We start from the raw sequence: 16046 nt of genomic DNA on the forward strand, positions 1-16046 counted from the left end.
AAAATGAACAGAAGACCTGTGGTTGCTGGAAAATTTTATCCTGGAACTCCAAATCAATTGACAAGCATGTGTGAAGCTTTTCTGGGAAGTGAAAAACCGAAAAATCGTCTTGAAAAACCATTAGGTCTTATCTTACCGCATGCTGGGTACATATACAGCGGAAAAACCGCAGGATTGGGTATTAAAAAAGCTGTTGAATTTGGTAAGCCAAGTAACATAATCATTCTAGGTCCTAATCACACAGGTTACGGTGCTTCGGTCTCTGTTTGGAAGGAAGGTGAGTGGTTCGTTCCAAATGGAAGTGTTAGGGTAAACTCTATAATAGCTGAGGAAATAATAGACGGAAAAATAATTGAAGAAGACGAAAGTGCCCATTTGTACGAGCACTCTATAGAAGTTCAACTACCGTTATTAATACACGCATTTGGTGAATTTCAAATAGTTCCCATCTGTATGATGGATCAACGACTCACTAAGGCCCGCTTTATTGCTGAAAGGATAAGAAAAATTCTTGAGAAATATCCAGATACATTAGTTGTTGCTTCTTCTGATTTCAACCATTATGATCCACATGAATTAACCATGAAAAAAGATGAGATTGCTATTACGAGAATAATTAGTAACGATTTGGAGGGTCTTTACGAAGATTTGAAAAAATACGACATAACCATGTGCGGTCCTGGACCTGTTGCGGTTGTTAGAAGTTTGTTTGAAAACGCCGAACTCGTATATCACACTACGAGTGCGGAGTTTTCGCAGGACTTTTCTTACACTGTTGGATATGCTTCTTTCATTTTGTGGTAAGAGTTCAAGAATAAAAAAGCCCAGAGCTCAGCTCTGGGCTTTTTGATTTTTAATCTTTTTCCCTCTTTACTTTTTCTTCAAGCTTTTTAGCTGCAAGTTCTGCTGCTAATTTTGCTTTTTCAGCAGCTTTGTTCATCGCTCTAACAAGGAAGAAGACTATCAAAGCAACGATAAGAAAATCTAAAGCAGCAGAAATAACCCTTCCCCAGTAGATACCGTGCCACTGAATTTCCTCAATTTTTCCAAGGTGCATCTTAGTGAGCACAGGTTGCAAAATGGCAGGAGTGATCAGATCATTTACAAGAGAGGTAACGAGTTGGTTGAGTTTGCCACCGATAATGATTGCTACAGCAAGTCCGATGACGTTGTACTGCTTTAAAAAGTCAGAAAACTCTTGGAAAACCTTTTTCATATGCCCCTTACCTCCTGATGACAAATTGAAACTTGCTCACTTTTGTTTGGAAACTTCAGAGTACTTTTCTTATCCTTCGGATTTAAGTGCCAATTCCAAAGTTTTCCAAGGTAATAAGAAGCACTTCACCCTCATTGGGTAATTCTTCACGTCGTAAAAATTCACAATAGGTCCCAAAACATTTCCGTCAAATTCTTTGCCGAGCATCATATTTTCTGCATTTTTCATGATTTGCAGAGCCTCTTCTTTTGTTTTTCCTATAATTTGTTCGATCATTACATTTGTCGATGCCTGACTTATTGCACACCCGTGTCCTTCAAATTTCACATCAGCGATTTTATCACCATCGAAAAGGAAATATAATGTGACTTCGTCCCCGCATGAGAGATTCTTACCTTCTTCGACCTTGTGTGCGTTCTCAATTTTTCCGTGGAATTTTTTAAGCTTGGAATAGTCCATTATGAATTCTGAATATATCATTCAAACCACCTCTTTATATATTTTAATCCTTCGATTAGGATATCTATATCTTCCTTCGTGTTGTAAAAATACACACTCGCTCTAACTGTGGAATTTGGGAAATCTATCTTTGAACCACGTGCTAATACACTCATCAGTGGCTGTGCGCAATGGTGTCCGCTCCTTGTTGCAACTCCAAAATTTTCATCAAGTATGTGAGATACATCATGCGGATGGATTCCTTTCACATTAAATGATACCAAAGATTTGTGGGATTCATCTATGGGTCCGTAGATTTCCACAAAATCAAGTTCTAATAATTTTTCCATCAAGTATTTCGACAGTTCTTCAACGTGCTTTTCTATTTTGTCAAATCCAATACTTTCAAGATAATCTATCGTGTATCCAAATCCAACGGCACCTGCGATATGTTGTGTTCCCGCCTCAAATTTGTACGGAAGGATATTGAAAGTAACATCCTCGAATGTAACCTTGTCTATCATCTCTCCACCGTACAGGAATGGTTCTAAACTTTCCAGTAGTTCTCTCTTCCCATAAAGGACACCAATGCCTGTTGGAGCTATCATCTTGTGACCAGAAAAGACTAAGAAATCTATATCTAGCTTTTCAACATCAATTCTTTTGTGGGGCACAAGTTGCGCACCGTCAACTATGAGAAGTGAGTCTTTGAATGTTTCCCTAATCAATTCCAATGGCATTTCTTGACCTGTAACGTTTGATTGACCGGTTATCGAAACCACTTTTGGATTTTTCAATTTCGCTTTTAGAATAGCATCCGTTGTAATGACACCTTTATCATCTGCTTCTATATATTCCACCTTGAAGCCATAAAACTTTGAAAGCCTTACCCATGGAACAAGATTTGCATGGTGTTCAACTTGAGACAAAAGAACCGTATCTTCGGAATTCAGCATACCACTTCTTACAAGTGAATTAACTAAGAAGTTTATTCCCATGGTTGTTCCACTTGTGAAAATAACTTCTTCAGTGCTTGAATTAAGGAATTTTGCTATTTTTTCTCTTGCTTGTTCATATGCAACTGTTGCCTCAGTCGCAAGCGTATGCACAGCTCTGTGGATGTTAGAGTAGTGGTAAAGGTAAAAATCCGTCATCTTTTCGATGACGGATTTGCTTTTAAGAGTACTTGCAGCATTATCCAGATAGACTAACCGTTTTCCATTTACCTCTCTTTTCAACACAGGAAAGTCTTCAAGTATTTTGAGAAACTCTTCAGCCGAGAACACTGTCGAGTGCATGCTCAACGACCCCTTCCAGATTGTATCGTTTTAGTTCATCTTTCAGTGTCTCAAAGACCCCGCGAACAATCATCTTTTGAGCGTCTTCTTTGGGTATACCTCTGCTCATCAGGTAAAAAACCATGTTCTCATCTATTGGAGAACTACTTGCCGCATGTGATGCGACGACATCGTTTTCATCAACCATGAGACTTGGTATTGCCTCAACTTTTGCTTTAAGCGACATCAAAGTGGCATGGTTACTTTGATGGGCTTCCACTTCTTTTGCACCGCTTAGAATATCCATTATACCTCTGAAAACTACCTTTGCTTCGTCTGTAAGTACGCCCTTTGCATCAACATTTCCATAGCTGTTTGGTTTATAAAATCTCATGAGGTACAGTATATCGATAACTGTTTTTTCATTACCAAGATAGTACGGGCGTACGTCGGCGTATGCATTTTCTGCGTTAACTCGCACACCAACGTACCCTACATTTATTTTACCACCAAAGTAGAAATCTTTAACCATTGTTTTTGAATCATTTTCGACGTCTATGAAAACATTTGAAATTAGCAAGTCGTCTTTAGAAGTTCCCAAATAGAGGTTGTATAGATTAAGTTTTGCGTTTCTTCTCACTTTTATTCTAAGATTACCGATGAAAAATGGACGCTCAACGATTCGGACAAAATTTAACTCTCCACTTCTTACATCAATTAGTGTGTTGTCAATTTGGCCAACGTCGTTGACAACAATCGTTGTATCGTCTTCTACAACGATATATTCTCCACTCGAAGAAAAGACATCTGCAAACAGGACAAATTTCCTGTCAGCTCCCTCGAAGTCAAGCGTCTCTAGTAAGTTCAACCCCTCGATATCCAGTGCTTCCAAGCCTTTGTATGGTAAAACATTTGGCAATGAAAGGTTCTTTAAACCTGTCCTTTTCCACATGGGGAACTTATAGGTTAGGTATTCAGAAAGTCTTCTTATTCTCCATTCATCAAGTAGATTATTCCCACTAGGTTTGAAATCATCAACCTTGTAATCTTCAGTATCTATTGTCTTTCTTTGAGGAACAATGGCTCGTAGATTTTGATGCTCCAATCTTAAGGTCTTTTCTATTTTCATAGTGTTCATACCATTCACCACCCTAATTTAACCTATCGAGGATTCAATTTCCATATCAACAAGCCTGTTCAATTCTATTGCGTATTCAAATGGAAGTTCTTGGACAACTGGTTGTATGAACCCCTTAACGATAAGTCCTTTTGCTTCCAATTCACTTAGTCCTCTGCTCATAAGATAGAAAATCTGCTCATCCTTGATTCTTCCTATCTTCGCTTCATGTCCCACATCGGAGTCTGTGTTGTAAACTTCGATTATTGGAACTGTGTCACTTTTTGATTTGTTGTCTATCATAAGACCTGTACAGCTAACACTTGCTTTTGAACCTTTTGCGCTTTCCATAATTTTGAGCAGACCTCTGTAGAAAGACCAGCCCCCACCAATGCTTATACTTCTTGCATCTACCGTAGAACGTGTATTCTTTCCTATGTGAATTACCTTTGAACCAGTATCAATATGTTGTCCAGGTCCTGCAAACGAAATTGAGACATTTTCAGAAACGGAATTGTCACCTTTGAGTATTGTTGCAGGGTAAACCATCGTTTTGTAACTACCAAACGAACCTGATACCCAAGTCATAACTGCATCGTCTTCCGCTATTGCACGTTTGATTTCAAGGTTGAACATGTTCTTGCTCCAGTTTTGCATTGTTAAGTATTTCATCTTTGCTCCTTTTTTGACGTACACTTCGACCGTTCCGACGTGCAAATTTACAACATCATATTTTGGGGCCGTACAGCCTTCTATATAAGTTACCTCGCTACCTTCATCAGCAATTATAACCGTGTGTTCAAATTGCCCACCACCGGGGTTACCAAAAAGGAAGTAAGACTGCAAAGGCAGAGGAACCTTTACACCTTTCGGAACGTAGAGAAAAGTTCCACCGCTCCAGAGTGCTCCGTGGAGTGCAGCGTATTTGTTATCCGTTGGAGGAACGAGTTTCATGAAGTATTCTTTGACAAGGTCAGGATATTCCCTAACAGCGGTTTCAATGTCTGTGAATATAACTCCAAGTTTTTTCAATTCTTCTTTGATGTTTTTATATATCATCTCAGAATCAAATTGAGCACCGACTCCTGCTAAGTATTTCCTCTCTGCTTCCGGTATACCAAGTTTGTCGAACGCTTGTTTGATTTCTTCAGGTACTTCTTCCCATGTAGTTGTTTTTTTAGCATTGGGTTTTACATATGGAACTATCTTTGATAAGTCCAATTCTTCACGGCTAACACCCCAGTCAGGTTCGTGCCATTTTTCGAAAATCTCAAAAGATTTAATCCTATGTTCAGTCATCCAAGCAGGTTCGTTTTTTGCTTCTGATATTTCATATATGAGCTTTTTATTCAATCCTGCTGGCAGTTTTATCGCTGGTTTGACATTTACTTTTATTTCAAAATCTTCGCGCTTTTTTAGTTCATACAAAAGTTCATGGAGGTCGCTCATCATTATCCCCCCTTATTTGGATGAATTGGCATCAGCTGAGCCATTTACTATCGCGTATCCCGTTTCTTCTACCTCGTATGCAAGTGATTTATCACCTGTCAATGCTATCTTACCATCGACATACACATGAACCTTATCCACATCCAAATAATTCAAAATCCTTGCGTAGTGTGTGATTATCAACAATGAAGTGCCTTCCTCTTTTAGCTTATTAATCTGCTCTGCAACAATTCTTAACGCATCAACATCGAGACCCGAATCAATTTCGTCCAAAATCAAAAGCTTCGGTTTCAGAAATCTAGCCTGTAATATTTCCCCTTTTTTCCTCTCTCCACCCGAAAATCCAAGGTTAACAAACCTTTCCAGGAATTCTGAGGGGAGTCCAACTTCGTTCAAAAGTGCTTTCATCTCTTTGTCGAGTTGGAAGAATGTTTTATCCTCTCCGTGCAGCTTACGGTAGGCAATTAAAAGTAGCTGGTCGAGTTTAACTCCTTCAATTTCATAAGGATTTTGGAATGTCATCATTATACCTTTTTGAGCTCTTTCGTCTGTTCTTAAATCAAGTATTGATTCACCTTCAAATAATATATCACCAGAGATAACTTCGTATTTCGGATTGCCCATAATCACATTCGCGAGCGTTGACTTACCCGACCCATTTGGTCCCATTATCGCATGAACTTCTCCTGCACCTATTTCCAAATTTACACCTTTTAGTATAACTTTCTCTTCATCTCTCAGTTTTGCAACCAAATCTTTTACTTGCAGCAGCATAATCGCACCTCCAAAATTAGTCATTTTTATCTACTTAGTTGTTCCTAATTTATTATACCATATGATGTTAGATTGTAAAGTAGACTTTGTACAAATTTTGAAAGATGGTGGGAGATGAGGTATAATAATAACTAATTGAGATTATCTTAGTATAGGAGGAGATTGCGATGTTGAATTCATTCGTTTTGCTATTTTTGGTTGTAATTATTCTCAAGGTATTGTGGGATATCACACTCGAGCTTTTAAACCTGCGATACTCCACAAATTCAAATGCGAAAATACCAGATGTGCTAAAAGACAAGATTTCCGAAGAAGATTTTGAAAAGGCAAAGAGATATCTCAAAGACAGAGTTACCCTCGGAGTGGTTATGAAAATTACTTCGCTTATTCTAACACTGGTTTACGTATTTTTCCTCTTCCCTTTTCTTGAAAAACTCATTGCGAGTAAGGGAACCTTCATAGTCCAGTCGCTGTTATTCTTTGGAATTTATGCTTTGATTGATTATTTAGTCGAACTGCCATTCAGGGTATATTCCATATTTGTCGTTGAACAAAAATACGGCTTCAATACAACAACTCCAAAATTGTTTGTAAAAGACCAAATAATTGGAATCATACTTGGTGTTATCATAGGTGCGCCCATAATTTCCATTATGATGTGGCTTTTGAACAGGTTTAGAGTCTGGTGGTGGCAACTTTCGATACTATCGTTCGTATTTTTGTTGTTTTTCATGATTATCCAACCGTTAGTTATAGCTCCTCTCTTTTACAAATTCTCCGAATTGGACGATGAAGAGCTAAAATCGAAATTACGGGCATTGTTGGATAAGTCTGGCGTTAAGGTCCCAAATATTTACAAAATGGATGCATCAAAACGAACAAAAAAACAAAATGCATATCTCACCGGTATTGGAAAGTCAAGACGACTTGTATTGTTCGATACGATTTTGAGCTACAATCATGATGAGGTCCTTTCCGTTGTTGGACACGAGCTTGGTCACCATGTGAGAAAGCATATACCGAAACTTTTGTTAATAAACATTGTATTCATATCATTTGTGCTTTACATTACAAATGCAGTCTACAGAATGATTCTTGAAACAAAAGTCTTTGGTGTCTCTCAGCCATACACGGTATTTGCTTATTCTTTTTTATTCGTTTCATCGTTGATGTTCTTCTTAGAACCAATTTTGAACTATCTTTCCCGGAAGATGGAATACGAGGCTGATGAATACTCTGCCAAACTGTTAGGCACTCCAGAACCTTTGATATCTTCTTTGAAGAGATTAGTAAAGGAAAATCTATCAAATCCCAACCCAATGCCACTTTACAAGGTCTGGCATTACAACCATCCAGCACCAGAGGAGAGGATTAAAAGGTTGATGGAGATGGAGGTAGTGGGTAGAAATGGCTAGAAAACGTCAAAAACAAACTGCCTCAGTAGGCAGTATCCTAATTGCAATTGTTGTAGCACTTGTTCTGTTTTTCCAATCACAAGGTGAATACAAAAAGTGCTACGTTGTTGGAGTTGTTGATGGGGATACTTTAAAGGTAAATTTGGTGGGGGAAGAGTACAAAGTTAGACTCATAGGGGTTAACACACCAGAGACTAACCACCCTGTTAAACATGTTGAACCATACGGACCGGAAGCAAAAGCCTTTACAAAGAAAATACTAACAGGAAGAACAGTTTACTTAGAATTCGATGTCCAGGAAAAAGATAGATACGGAAGGCTACTTGCCTACGTTTGGCTTGAAAAACCGACTCAGATAACGGATGAAGAAATAAGAACGAAGATGTTCAATGCGATACTTCTTCTTGAAGGCTACGCACAAGTTATGACAGTTCAGCCAAATGTAAAGTATGTAGATTACTTTCTGCAATATCAACGCGAAGCAATGGAGTCTGGCAAATGTTTGTGGGGGCTTGTAGTTTATCAAAAAAGCAAGAAGAAAAAATAATTCGTGGGCATTGGTTAACTACAATGTCTTTTAAAAACCCTCTTTCTTTTCAAACATTAATATTCAAAAGTCACACGTTGTAAAGAGATGAAAAGAAACAAAAAAGGTAATAAATTAACAGAATTTACAACTTAAGTAAAACAAGCGCAGCTTTTTGAAACACCAACCGTTTGTGATATAATTGATTTGACCCACACTATTCCAGATAGTGTTAACTTGTAGTGATGAAAGAGTGTAAGCGTGGAAGAATGAGATTGATATTACCATTGTGAGTTTTTCAAAGATTCTTCACTACACAAAGACCTTAGACCTATCACAAGAAGTGCATTTGGGATAAGGGAAAGGGAAGTTTTTGCGTTTGTGAGAATGGGAAAGTTTGAAAGAATGATGGCAGAGTTTGCAAAGGAATTGTTGGTTACCGTATTTGTCATGACCGTTTTTGTACAAGCTGGTGGAACCGCATTTTGGACAAGAGAGCGTTGAGTTGTTCATATCGGGATACCTCCTTTGTCGAGAGTTGGTTGGGTGGGTGCCCTCTCTTTAAAGGATAATGCGGTTTTTGGAAAGTTTCAATACTTTTAGTTAACATTATCCTATTCCAAGGGAGGGGATTGGGTATGAAGAAACTGGCGGTATTGCTTGTGGTTGTTCTATTCATAACTTCTCTTTACGCTGCACTTGGTTTCAAGATAGGTGTTGTTACGGGAACTGTTTCACAAGGTGAGGACGAGTACAGAGGTGCGGAAAACGTTGTTAAAAAATACGGTAAAGAAATTATTCACGTAACCTATCCAGACAAGTTCATGCAAGAACAAGAAACAACGATTGCAAGAATCGTAGAACTTGCTTACGATCCACAAGTCAAAGCGATAGTTATTTGTCAAGGTGTTCCTGGCACAACTGCAGCCATTAGAAGGGTTAAGGAAATGAGAAAAGATATTGTCTTTGTTGTTGGTGTTCCACATGAAGACCCAGCGGTTATTTCTTCTGCAGCAGACGTTATACTCGAAGTTGACACACCTGGCCGTGGAAAGACAATTGTAGAACTTGCAAAGAAGATGGGTGTTGAAACGATTATTCACTATTCCTTCCCGAGACACATGAGCTATAAACTACTTGCTGAAAGAAAAGATATCATGGAAAAGACAGCTAAGGAAATGGGCATCAACTTCGTGTTTGTTTCTGCTCCAGACCCACTTGGTGAGCAAGGTCTTACTGGTGCACAGCAGTTTATACTTGAAGACGTTCCAAGACAACTTGCAAAATATGGTCCAAAGACTGGATTTTTCTCAACAAACTGTGGTATGCAAGAACCACTCCAAAAAGCAATTCTCAAACACGGTGGTTATTATCTCGAACCATGCTGTCCATCCCCAACGCACGGGTTCCCAGGAACACTTGGAATTAAGATACCAGAAGATAAGAAAGGCGATATGACATATATACTTAGGGTTGTAAACCAAAAAATCATAGAAATGGGCGGTGCGGGCAGATTCGCAACTTGGCCAGTTCCAATGAACATGCTCTTTGTTGAGGCTGGAGTAGAGATTGCTAAAGCCTTGGTCCAGAAAAAAGTTAGCCCAACTAATCTCAACGGTATAAAACTTATCGTAACAGAAGAAGCAAAGAAGAAGTATCCAAAAGCTGAATTACAGGTTAGAACTCTTGATCCTTACAAGAACTACTACATGTTCATACACAAATCAGTTATCTTTGGAGTTGACAAATTCTAATAGGTTTAAAATTTAATTCCTGAAGTCAAGGTGTCGGCTACTTGCCGACACCTTTCAATTAAACCTTAGGACTTTTTGTTTCCTTCTTTCAAGTGTAGGACCTCTTTTAGAGCCTTTAAGTAGGGGGATGAGCTATGAAAACTGTCTTAGAGATGAGGAATATTTCAAAGTTTTACTACGGGAACCAGGTCTTGAAGAACGTTTCTATCTCAGTTGGAGAAGGTGAGATACTTGGATTGGTAGGTGAAAACGGAGCGGGTAAATCAACGCTCATGAACATTCTTTTTGGAATGCCGGTTATACATTCCACAGGAGGATTCGAAGGAGAAATTATCTTCGAAGGGCAAAAAGTTGATATAGATTCTCCATCGAAAGCTATGGAACTTGGAATAGGAATGGTCCACCAGGAATTTATGCTACTTCCTGGATTTACTGTGACAGAGAATATAAAACTCAACAGAGAAATTACCAAACCTAACCTGGTCAGTAAGATATTAGGGACAAAGGGAAAAAGACTCGAAACTTTAGATATCCAGGCAATGCGAAAAGATGCGCGCCAAGCACTTGATACCATTAAGATGCATTCAATTGATGAGATGGAATACGTTGCTTCATTACCTGTTGCTCACAAACAATTTGTCGAAATAGCACGCGAAATTGACAAAAAAACATTGAAGCTCCTTGTATTAGATGAACCTACCGCTGTCTTAACTGAATCTGAGGCGGAGAATTTGCTGAACATTATCAGGTTGCTTTCCGAAAAAGGTATTTCTATAATTTTTATCTCACACCGTCTGCATGAAATACTCGAAGTGGCACATAGGATAGTTATACTCAGGGATGGGCAAGTTGTTGCCGAGGGTAGGAAAGAAGAATTTACGGTCTACCAAATCGCAGAAAAAATGGTTGGTCGAAAGATAGAAAATGTTCAACTCCCGCCAAGAAAGAAAGAGATAAGTGAAAATAATGTAATAATGTCGATAAAGCATTTGAAAGTTCATATGCCTGGTGAAGAAGTTAAAGATTTCTCTATTGATATTAGAGAAGGGGAAATCTTGGGAATTGGAGGATTGGCCGGCCAGGGCAAGCTTGGAATTGCGAACGGTGTCTTTGGACTCTACCTTTCCGAAGGCGATGTAACTTATATGGGAAGACCTTATCAGCTAAATTCTACGATGTATGCATTGAAGAGTGGTATTGTTTATGTTTCAGAAGACCGAAGGGGTGTCGGTTTATTACTTGACGAGTCTGTGGAAATGAACATAGTTGCAACCGCTATCACAGCATTTGGAATGTTTACAAAGAAATTCTTGGGCTTTACTGTATACGATAGAAAAGCTATTAGACAACATGCAGAGAAGTTGATAAAAGAGTTGGACATTCGTTGCAAAGGACCTACACAACCTGTTAGAAGACTGAGCGGTGGTAATCAACAAAAGGTTTGCCTTGCACGTGCGTTTACATTGAGTCCAAAACTCTTGTTTGTCTCAGAACCAACACGAGGAATAGATGTCGGTGCAAAAAAACTTGTGCTCGATTATCTAGTGAAGCTCAACAGGGAGCATGGAATTACCATCGTACTTACCTCAAGCGAACTGGCAGAGCTCAAGTCTATATGTGACAGAATAGCAATTGTTGCCGAAGGTAAGCTCGCTGCAGTACTACCACCCACAGCTCCAGATGTCGAATTTGGTTTAGCTATGGCTGGCGAGTTAAAGGAGGTAAAAGTAAATGGGTGAGACTATGGATATAAAGAGCTTAGTTAATCAGATTTTTAAGAGAGTAGACTTACCAATATTAGTCATCGTCCTTTTCTTGTTATCTTTGTTTGTTTTGGCTGCATTTACTACAGTTTCAATACCAGGATTGATAAGCGATTCATTGGTGAGAATTGGTATGAATGGTGTATTGGTTCTTGCCATGCTTCCAACAATTAGAGCAGGTATAGGTCCGAATTTTGGATTGCCGGTAGGTATTATTGGTGGGTTGTTGGGAATGCTTATTGTTATGGAAAACCAAATAATAGGACCTATGGGATTTTTTGTGTCAATCGCTATTTCGATAGGCTTTAACCTTATTTTTGGTTGGATATACGCTTGGTTGCTTGATAAAGTGCGCGGTCAAGAAATGATGGTTGAAACATACGTTGGATACTCAATAGTTGCGTTTATGTCCATTATGTGGCTTGTACTTCCTTTTAAAAACCCAGAGATGATATGGGCTATTGGTGGTGTGGGATTGAGATATACACTAACACTTCAGGGATACTTTGATAAAGTCTTGAACAACTTTCTAAGGTTTAGAATCCTTGGAGACCTATACTTTCCTACAGGTTTGATACTGTTCTTTGCCTTGATGTGTTTCATTATATACTTGTTCTTCAGAACACGGGCAGGATTGTCTATCGATTTGGTAGGTCAAAACGAAATGTACGCGATTAGTTCCGGTGTAAATCCAAGAACTGCACGAAGAAATGCAGTTATCCTCTCAACTGTTTTGGCAGGTATAGGTATCATCGTTTATGCTCAAAGTTATGGTTTTGTGCAGCTTTACCAGGCACCTTTGTTTATGACATTTCCCGCAGTTGCTTCGATTCTAATAGGTGGTGCTTCAATAAGGCGAGCTACTATAACAAACGTTGTAATGGGAACAGTAATCTTTCAAACCCTTCTGACAGTCGCGTTGCCAGTGCTGAGCCAAGTAACACGTGGAGATATCACCGAGGTTATGAGACTCATAGTCAGTAACGGTATGATACTCTACGCACTGACACGTGCACCAAAGGAGGCAAACTGATATGGAAAAGAACGTGAAAAGCAGAATAAAATTAATCCTTCTGAGCAATATAGTTCCCATAGTTTTTTTTGTACTTACCTTGGGAGCTGTTATTGCAGCAAAGATTCCTCCTTTGTTCCTGATATCCGAAGTTGTTCGAAGACTTAGTAGAAATACATTCTTAGTCCTTGCACTTATAATACCAGTTATCGCGGGGCTTGGCTTGAATTTCGCGATAGTTTTGGGTGCTATGGCCGCTCAGGCTGCACTCTTTTTCGTTGTCGATTGGAACATTACTGGGGTAAAAGGCGTTTTATTGTCAATGGTTATTGCAAGTTTAATGTCAATCTTTCTTGGCTGGCTTGTTGGGATAACATTAAACAGAGCAAAAGGACGAGAGATGATAACATCCATGATTCTTGGGTTCTTTGCAAATGGTGTTTATCAACTTATATTTTTGTTCTTTATTGGTTCACTCATACCATTTTCAAAGACAGATATACTCTTACCACAAGGTGTTGGTTTGAGGAACACCGTAGATCTTTATGGGACAGTCGCTGGAGCGTTGAATAACATACTCGTTGTGAACATAAAGTTTATAAACATATTTATTGTCCCGCTTCTATTTGTAGTGGGGTTGTGTTTATTCATAACTTTCCTTTTGAAGACAAAACTTGGGCAGGACTTCAGAGCGGTTGGTCAGGATATGCACATTGCAAGGACTGCTGGTATTGATGTTGACAAAACGAGAATTATAGCAATCATTTACTCAACTGTACTTGCAGCTATTGGGCAGGTCATATATCTCCAAGACATAGGAACTATAAACACATACAATAGTCATGAGCAGATAGGTCTTTTCTCAATCGCTGCGCTTTTAGTTGGTGGTGCATCTGTTCAAAAAGCCTCCATTTGGAATGCGATAATTGGTGTAATACTTTTCCACACACTCTTTGTTGTTGCACCAAGCGCAGGCAACAGATTGTTCGGACAACCGCAGATAGGAGAGTTTTTCAGAGAATTTATGGCTTATGCTGTTATCGCATTTGCACTTGCAATGCATGGTTGGAGGGCAAGAAAGGCAAAACATTAATTGAATATCTCGAGAAACAATAACGGGGGACAAGTCCCCCGTTTTTTCATAAGTTGATTACTATTCACCGTTCAAATCATTTTCTGTACCAGTACGAAATCATTACCTTACCTGTAGAGGTTGGAATGGCACTTATAGCAAACAAAACATCTTTCCCTGAAAGAATGATTAAATAGGAAGGTCCTGAGCTTTTTGCAAGTTCAAATCGATACTTGTTTTTCCCAAGGGCTTTAACCGTGACATTCTCTGTTTTGAAAGTGACTCCCGAATCGAGGACTAGTTCAACCTCAACACCTTTTCTGCCCTTAGGATACTTAATCTCAATATCATGTGGATGTTTCTTAGGTCTTGGTAACTTCACTGATTTTCCTTCAACTAAATCATAGTTAGCTGAGATACCAACGGAGAAATTTAAGCCAAAATTCTGGGATAAATAAAGCGAAAGTTGCAAAGTGATATCGGGCTCTTTCGCCTTTTGGTCCTTCGGGGTAGCAAATATAAAGACAAATGATAGTAAAAGCACCAACATAATGGAAAAACGTTTCATAAATCATACCTCCTCCTTTTTGTGTATAATTATTATACCACTCTTTGGAGGTGAGAATATATGAAGGATGAATTCTTGACTTCTGATGGGACAGAGATTGAATACGAATACTTGAACAATTGTGATGTCAGAGATAAAACGACTTCAGTAGTCTTTTTGAATGGTATATTCATGCATTATGAAAGCTGGAAGGTTTTTTCAAAAAACCTTTCTCAATACATCCCAATGTTGTTTCACGATTTCCGCTGTCAATGGGGTTCTGGTTGTGCGGTAGATAAAGAATGTTCATTTGAAAGGCATGTGGAAGATTTGAAAGAGCTTTTAGATTACCTTGGCATTAAAAAGGCGAAATTTATTGGCACATCGTACGGTGGAGAAGTTGGTATGCTGTTTGGAGCGACATATCCAGAATACATAGATTCGATGATGATTATCACTTCTACAGCACGCACTGACAAAGTCATGGAAAGCAAAGCTTTGAGATGGAAAGATGGTGCCAAGAGCCGAAGCCCAGAAATTTTTGTCAACAGCTGGCTTTCGGATGTTTATAGCGAAGGGTATATAAATTCTATCAACAATCTATCTCAGATTATTGCCTCAAGACTCACAGGATTTAATTACGAAGGTGCTGAAAGACTGCTTGAGGCATTTCTCAGATTGAACGATCTAAACTTGCTCGAAAGAATCAAGAAGTTTGAATTTCCAGTTTTAATTATCTCAGCAGAAGAAGATAATATAAAACCGAAGAGATTTAGCGAAGAGATTTATAAACAACTTAAAAGCGCTCTCCATCTGACAATTCCAAATTCAGGACATGCAGTTGTAGTTGAAAAGCCGAAAGAGATTGGCTACCTGATTAAATCATTCGCGTCTGGAACGATATAGTCGGGAGCTTTATTTTCGATTTATAGAAAGTTAAAAGACACAGGAAATGCCTTTGTCTAACACATGTGGAGGTGAGCAGAATGAAAATGAAAGTTTTCCTGTGTTTGATTTTCGTCCTTTCAGGCTCGTTGTTTAACTTTGCACATGCACCGATAATTTCAAATATGTCTGGTGCTGATATATCTAACGCTATTCCAATAAACGATATACAAATTTCCCAAGTGTTGTACAAAGTTCTTGAAAAGGATAGTAGTTTTGTATGGCTGACATTCCAAGCCAAAAAAGGCGAGAATTTGTATTTCCAGGTAGGAACACCTAAAATTGATAAATACAAAGAATTAAAGCCAGCAGTTGCAATCGTAGGTCCGGAATTGCCAGAAACAAGCAGTTTTCCATTTGAAATTCCTGATGGTATGGGTGCTATTCTATTTGAATCATCAGACACGCCACAAGCATTCTATGAGCCTGTTACCGATACAAATTCTTGGATCCACATTACAAAGACGATAACTTTGCCAGAAACTGGAAAATACTATATTGTAGGATACTTCCCACCTAACGGACAAGCTGGAAATCTGTTTATCGCTGTTGGAAAGATAGAAAGGTTCACTTGGCAGGACATTGTCAATGTTTTTAAAATTTTGCCCGAAATAAGAGCGTTCTACGGACTTTCCGGTCTGCCTGGATGGATGAATGTTGTTATAGGATTATCCCTAATAGGCTTATTAGCTTTGTTTGTGTACTTTTTTCGATAATTTGAAGGGGAAAATCAAATCTCAC

At 38.7% G+C, this 16046-nt stretch carries 17 protein-coding genes; 9 read left to right on the top strand and 8 right to left on the bottom strand.

Features of this window, described 5'->3' with window-relative positions; translation table 11 throughout:
• Positions 1–3: 3 nt before the first annotated feature.
• Entirely contained in the window at positions 4–804 is an 801-nt protein-coding gene (amrB, locus tag JM64_RS05725) for an AmmeMemoRadiSam system protein B (protein ID WP_014452169.1), read from the top strand.
• 49 nt (positions 805–853) lie between these two features.
• Here the strand turns inward: amrB and JM64_RS05730 are convergent, their stop codons facing one another.
• The 6 genes from JM64_RS05730 to sufC form a co-directional block, all read right to left on the bottom strand.
• Complete coding sequence (locus JM64_RS05730) at positions 854–1216, bottom strand: large conductance mechanosensitive channel protein MscL (RefSeq protein WP_064011844.1); 363 nt, start codon at positions 1214–1216, stop codon at positions 854–856.
• A 69-nt stretch (positions 1217–1285) separates the two neighbouring features.
• The gene (gene sufU / locus JM64_RS05735; protein ID WP_064011845.1) at positions 1286–1696 is read right to left on the bottom strand and encodes a Fe-S cluster assembly sulfur transfer protein SufU; all 411 of its coding nucleotides are present in this window, start codon (positions 1694–1696) and stop codon (positions 1286–1288) included.
• Positions 1693–2952: a SufS family cysteine desulfurase gene (locus JM64_RS05740; RefSeq protein ID WP_064011846.1), complete on the bottom strand. Its 1260-nt coding sequence runs from the start codon at positions 2950–2952 to the stop codon at positions 1693–1695. The genes sufU and JM64_RS05740 overlap by 4 nt, the downstream gene beginning before the upstream one ends.
• The gene (locus JM64_RS05745; protein ID WP_064011847.1) at positions 2927–4069 is read right to left on the bottom strand and encodes a SufB/SufD family protein; all 1143 of its coding nucleotides are present in this window, start codon (positions 4067–4069) and stop codon (positions 2927–2929) included. The genes JM64_RS05740 and JM64_RS05745 overlap by 26 nt, the downstream gene beginning before the upstream one ends.
• 18 nt (positions 4070–4087) lie before the next feature.
• On the bottom strand, positions 4088–5497 hold the full coding sequence (gene sufB, locus JM64_RS05750) for a Fe-S cluster assembly protein SufB (protein WP_064011848.1): 1410 nt from the start codon (positions 5495–5497) through the stop codon (positions 4088–4090).
• A gap of 12 nt (positions 5498–5509) precedes the next feature.
• Positions 5510–6271, bottom strand: a complete 762-nt coding sequence (sufC, locus tag JM64_RS05755; protein WP_156487907.1) for a Fe-S cluster assembly ATPase SufC — start codon at positions 6269–6271, stop codon at positions 5510–5512.
• Positions 6272–6438: 167 nt separating this feature from the next.
• Here sufC and JM64_RS05760 point away from each other — a divergent pair, with 167 nt between their 5' ends.
• On the top strand, positions 6439–7686 hold the full coding sequence (locus JM64_RS05760; RefSeq protein WP_064011849.1) for a M48 family metallopeptidase: 1248 nt from the start codon (positions 6439–6441) through the stop codon (positions 7684–7686).
• Positions 7679–8233, top strand: coding sequence for a thermonuclease family protein (locus tag JM64_RS05765; RefSeq protein ID WP_064011850.1), 555 nt, complete (start codon positions 7679–7681; stop codon positions 8231–8233). The genes JM64_RS05760 and JM64_RS05765 overlap by 8 nt, the downstream gene beginning before the upstream one ends.
• A 291-nt stretch (positions 8234–8524) precedes the next feature.
• Here the strand turns inward: JM64_RS05765 and JM64_RS10020 are convergent, their stop codons facing one another.
• Positions 8525–8725: an IS1/IS1595 family N-terminal zinc-binding domain-containing protein gene (locus JM64_RS10020; protein WP_231882304.1), complete on the bottom strand. Its 201-nt coding sequence runs from the start codon at positions 8723–8725 to the stop codon at positions 8525–8527.
• Between the two features lie 125 nt (positions 8726–8850).
• Here JM64_RS10020 and JM64_RS05770 point away from each other — a divergent pair, with 125 nt between their 5' ends.
• From JM64_RS05770 to JM64_RS05785, 4 genes are all read left to right on the top strand, one after another.
• The gene (locus JM64_RS05770) at positions 8851–9966 is read left to right on the top strand and encodes a DUF3798 domain-containing protein (protein WP_064011851.1); all 1116 of its coding nucleotides are present in this window, start codon (positions 8851–8853) and stop codon (positions 9964–9966) included.
• A gap of 134 nt (positions 9967–10100) precedes the next feature.
• Positions 10101–11705, top strand: a complete 1605-nt coding sequence (locus JM64_RS05775; protein ID WP_064011852.1) for a sugar ABC transporter ATP-binding protein — start codon at positions 10101–10103, stop codon at positions 11703–11705.
• The gene (locus JM64_RS05780; protein ID WP_156487908.1) at positions 11698–12762 is read left to right on the top strand and encodes an ABC transporter permease subunit; all 1065 of its coding nucleotides are present in this window, start codon (positions 11698–11700) and stop codon (positions 12760–12762) included. Before JM64_RS05775 ends, JM64_RS05780 begins: the two co-directional genes overlap by 8 nt.
• Position 12763: 1 nt before the next feature.
• Entirely contained in the window at positions 12764–13834 is a 1071-nt protein-coding gene (locus JM64_RS05785) for an ABC transporter permease subunit (protein ID WP_082868325.1), read from the top strand.
• A 76-nt stretch (positions 13835–13910) separates the two neighbouring features.
• Here JM64_RS05785 and JM64_RS05790 read toward each other — a convergent pair whose 3' ends face one another.
• Positions 13911–14381: a hypothetical protein gene (locus JM64_RS05790; protein WP_064011853.1), complete on the bottom strand. Its 471-nt coding sequence runs from the start codon at positions 14379–14381 to the stop codon at positions 13911–13913.
• Between the two features lie 60 nt (positions 14382–14441).
• Here JM64_RS05790 and JM64_RS05795 point away from each other — a divergent pair, with 60 nt between their 5' ends.
• Positions 14442–15266 (top strand): alpha/beta fold hydrolase, encoded by an 825-nt coding sequence (locus JM64_RS05795; protein WP_064011854.1) that lies wholly within the window; start codon positions 14442–14444, stop codon positions 15264–15266.
• 80 nt (positions 15267–15346) lie between these two features.
• Positions 15347–16021, top strand: coding sequence for a hypothetical protein (locus JM64_RS05800; RefSeq protein ID WP_064011855.1), 675 nt, complete (start codon positions 15347–15349; stop codon positions 16019–16021).
• Positions 16022–16046: the final 25 nt, after the last annotated feature.

Origin of the sequence: Fervidobacterium pennivorans (genome assembly GCF_001644665.1) — a bacterium.
In the GTDB taxonomy this organism is placed as follows: Bacteria; Thermotogota; Thermotogae; order Thermotogales; family Fervidobacteriaceae; genus Fervidobacterium; species Fervidobacterium ngatamarikiense.

What these genes read in the sequence shown, in the direction of transcription:
- amrB (WP_014452169.1), top strand. Translation starts at nt 4, where the DNA reads ATGAACAGAAGACCTGTGGTTGCTGGAAAATTTTATCCTGGAACTCCA.
- JM64_RS05730 (WP_064011844.1), bottom strand. Translation starts at nt 1,216, where the DNA reads ATGAAAAAGGTTTTCCAAGAGTTTTCTGACTTTTTAAAGCAGTACAAC.
- sufU (WP_064011845.1), bottom strand. Translation starts at nt 1,696, where the DNA reads ATGATATATTCAGAATTCATAATGGACTATTCCAAGCTTAAAAAATTC.
- JM64_RS05740 (WP_064011846.1), bottom strand. Translation starts at nt 2,952, where the DNA reads ATGCACTCGACAGTGTTCTCGGCTGAAGAGTTTCTCAAAATACTTGAA.
- JM64_RS05745 (WP_064011847.1), bottom strand. Translation starts at nt 4,069, where the DNA reads ATGAACACTATGAAAATAGAAAAGACCTTAAGATTGGAGCATCAAAAT.
- sufB (WP_064011848.1), bottom strand. Translation starts at nt 5,497, where the DNA reads ATGAGCGACCTCCATGAACTTTTGTATGAACTAAAAAAGCGCGAAGAT.
- sufC (WP_156487907.1), bottom strand. Translation starts at nt 6,271, where the DNA reads ATGCTGCTGCAAGTAAAAGATTTGGTTGCAAAACTGAGAGATGAAGAG.
- JM64_RS05760 (WP_064011849.1), top strand. Translation starts at nt 6,439, where the DNA reads ATGTTGAATTCATTCGTTTTGCTATTTTTGGTTGTAATTATTCTCAAG.
- JM64_RS05765 (WP_064011850.1), top strand. Translation starts at nt 7,679, where the DNA reads ATGGCTAGAAAACGTCAAAAACAAACTGCCTCAGTAGGCAGTATCCTA.
- JM64_RS10020 (WP_231882304.1), bottom strand. Translation starts at nt 8,725, where the DNA reads ATGAACAACTCAACGCTCTCTTGTCCAAAATGCGGTTCCACCAGCTTG.
- JM64_RS05770 (WP_064011851.1), top strand. Translation starts at nt 8,851, where the DNA reads ATGAAGAAACTGGCGGTATTGCTTGTGGTTGTTCTATTCATAACTTCT.
- JM64_RS05775 (WP_064011852.1), top strand. Translation starts at nt 10,101, where the DNA reads ATGAAAACTGTCTTAGAGATGAGGAATATTTCAAAGTTTTACTACGGG.
- JM64_RS05780 (WP_156487908.1), top strand. Translation starts at nt 11,698, where the DNA reads ATGGGTGAGACTATGGATATAAAGAGCTTAGTTAATCAGATTTTTAAG.
- JM64_RS05785 (WP_082868325.1), top strand. Translation starts at nt 12,764, where the DNA reads ATGGAAAAGAACGTGAAAAGCAGAATAAAATTAATCCTTCTGAGCAAT.
- JM64_RS05790 (WP_064011853.1), bottom strand. Translation starts at nt 14,381, where the DNA reads ATGAAACGTTTTTCCATTATGTTGGTGCTTTTACTATCATTTGTCTTT.
- JM64_RS05795 (WP_064011854.1), top strand. Translation starts at nt 14,442, where the DNA reads ATGAAGGATGAATTCTTGACTTCTGATGGGACAGAGATTGAATACGAA.
- JM64_RS05800 (WP_064011855.1), top strand. Translation starts at nt 15,347, where the DNA reads ATGAAAATGAAAGTTTTCCTGTGTTTGATTTTCGTCCTTTCAGGCTCG.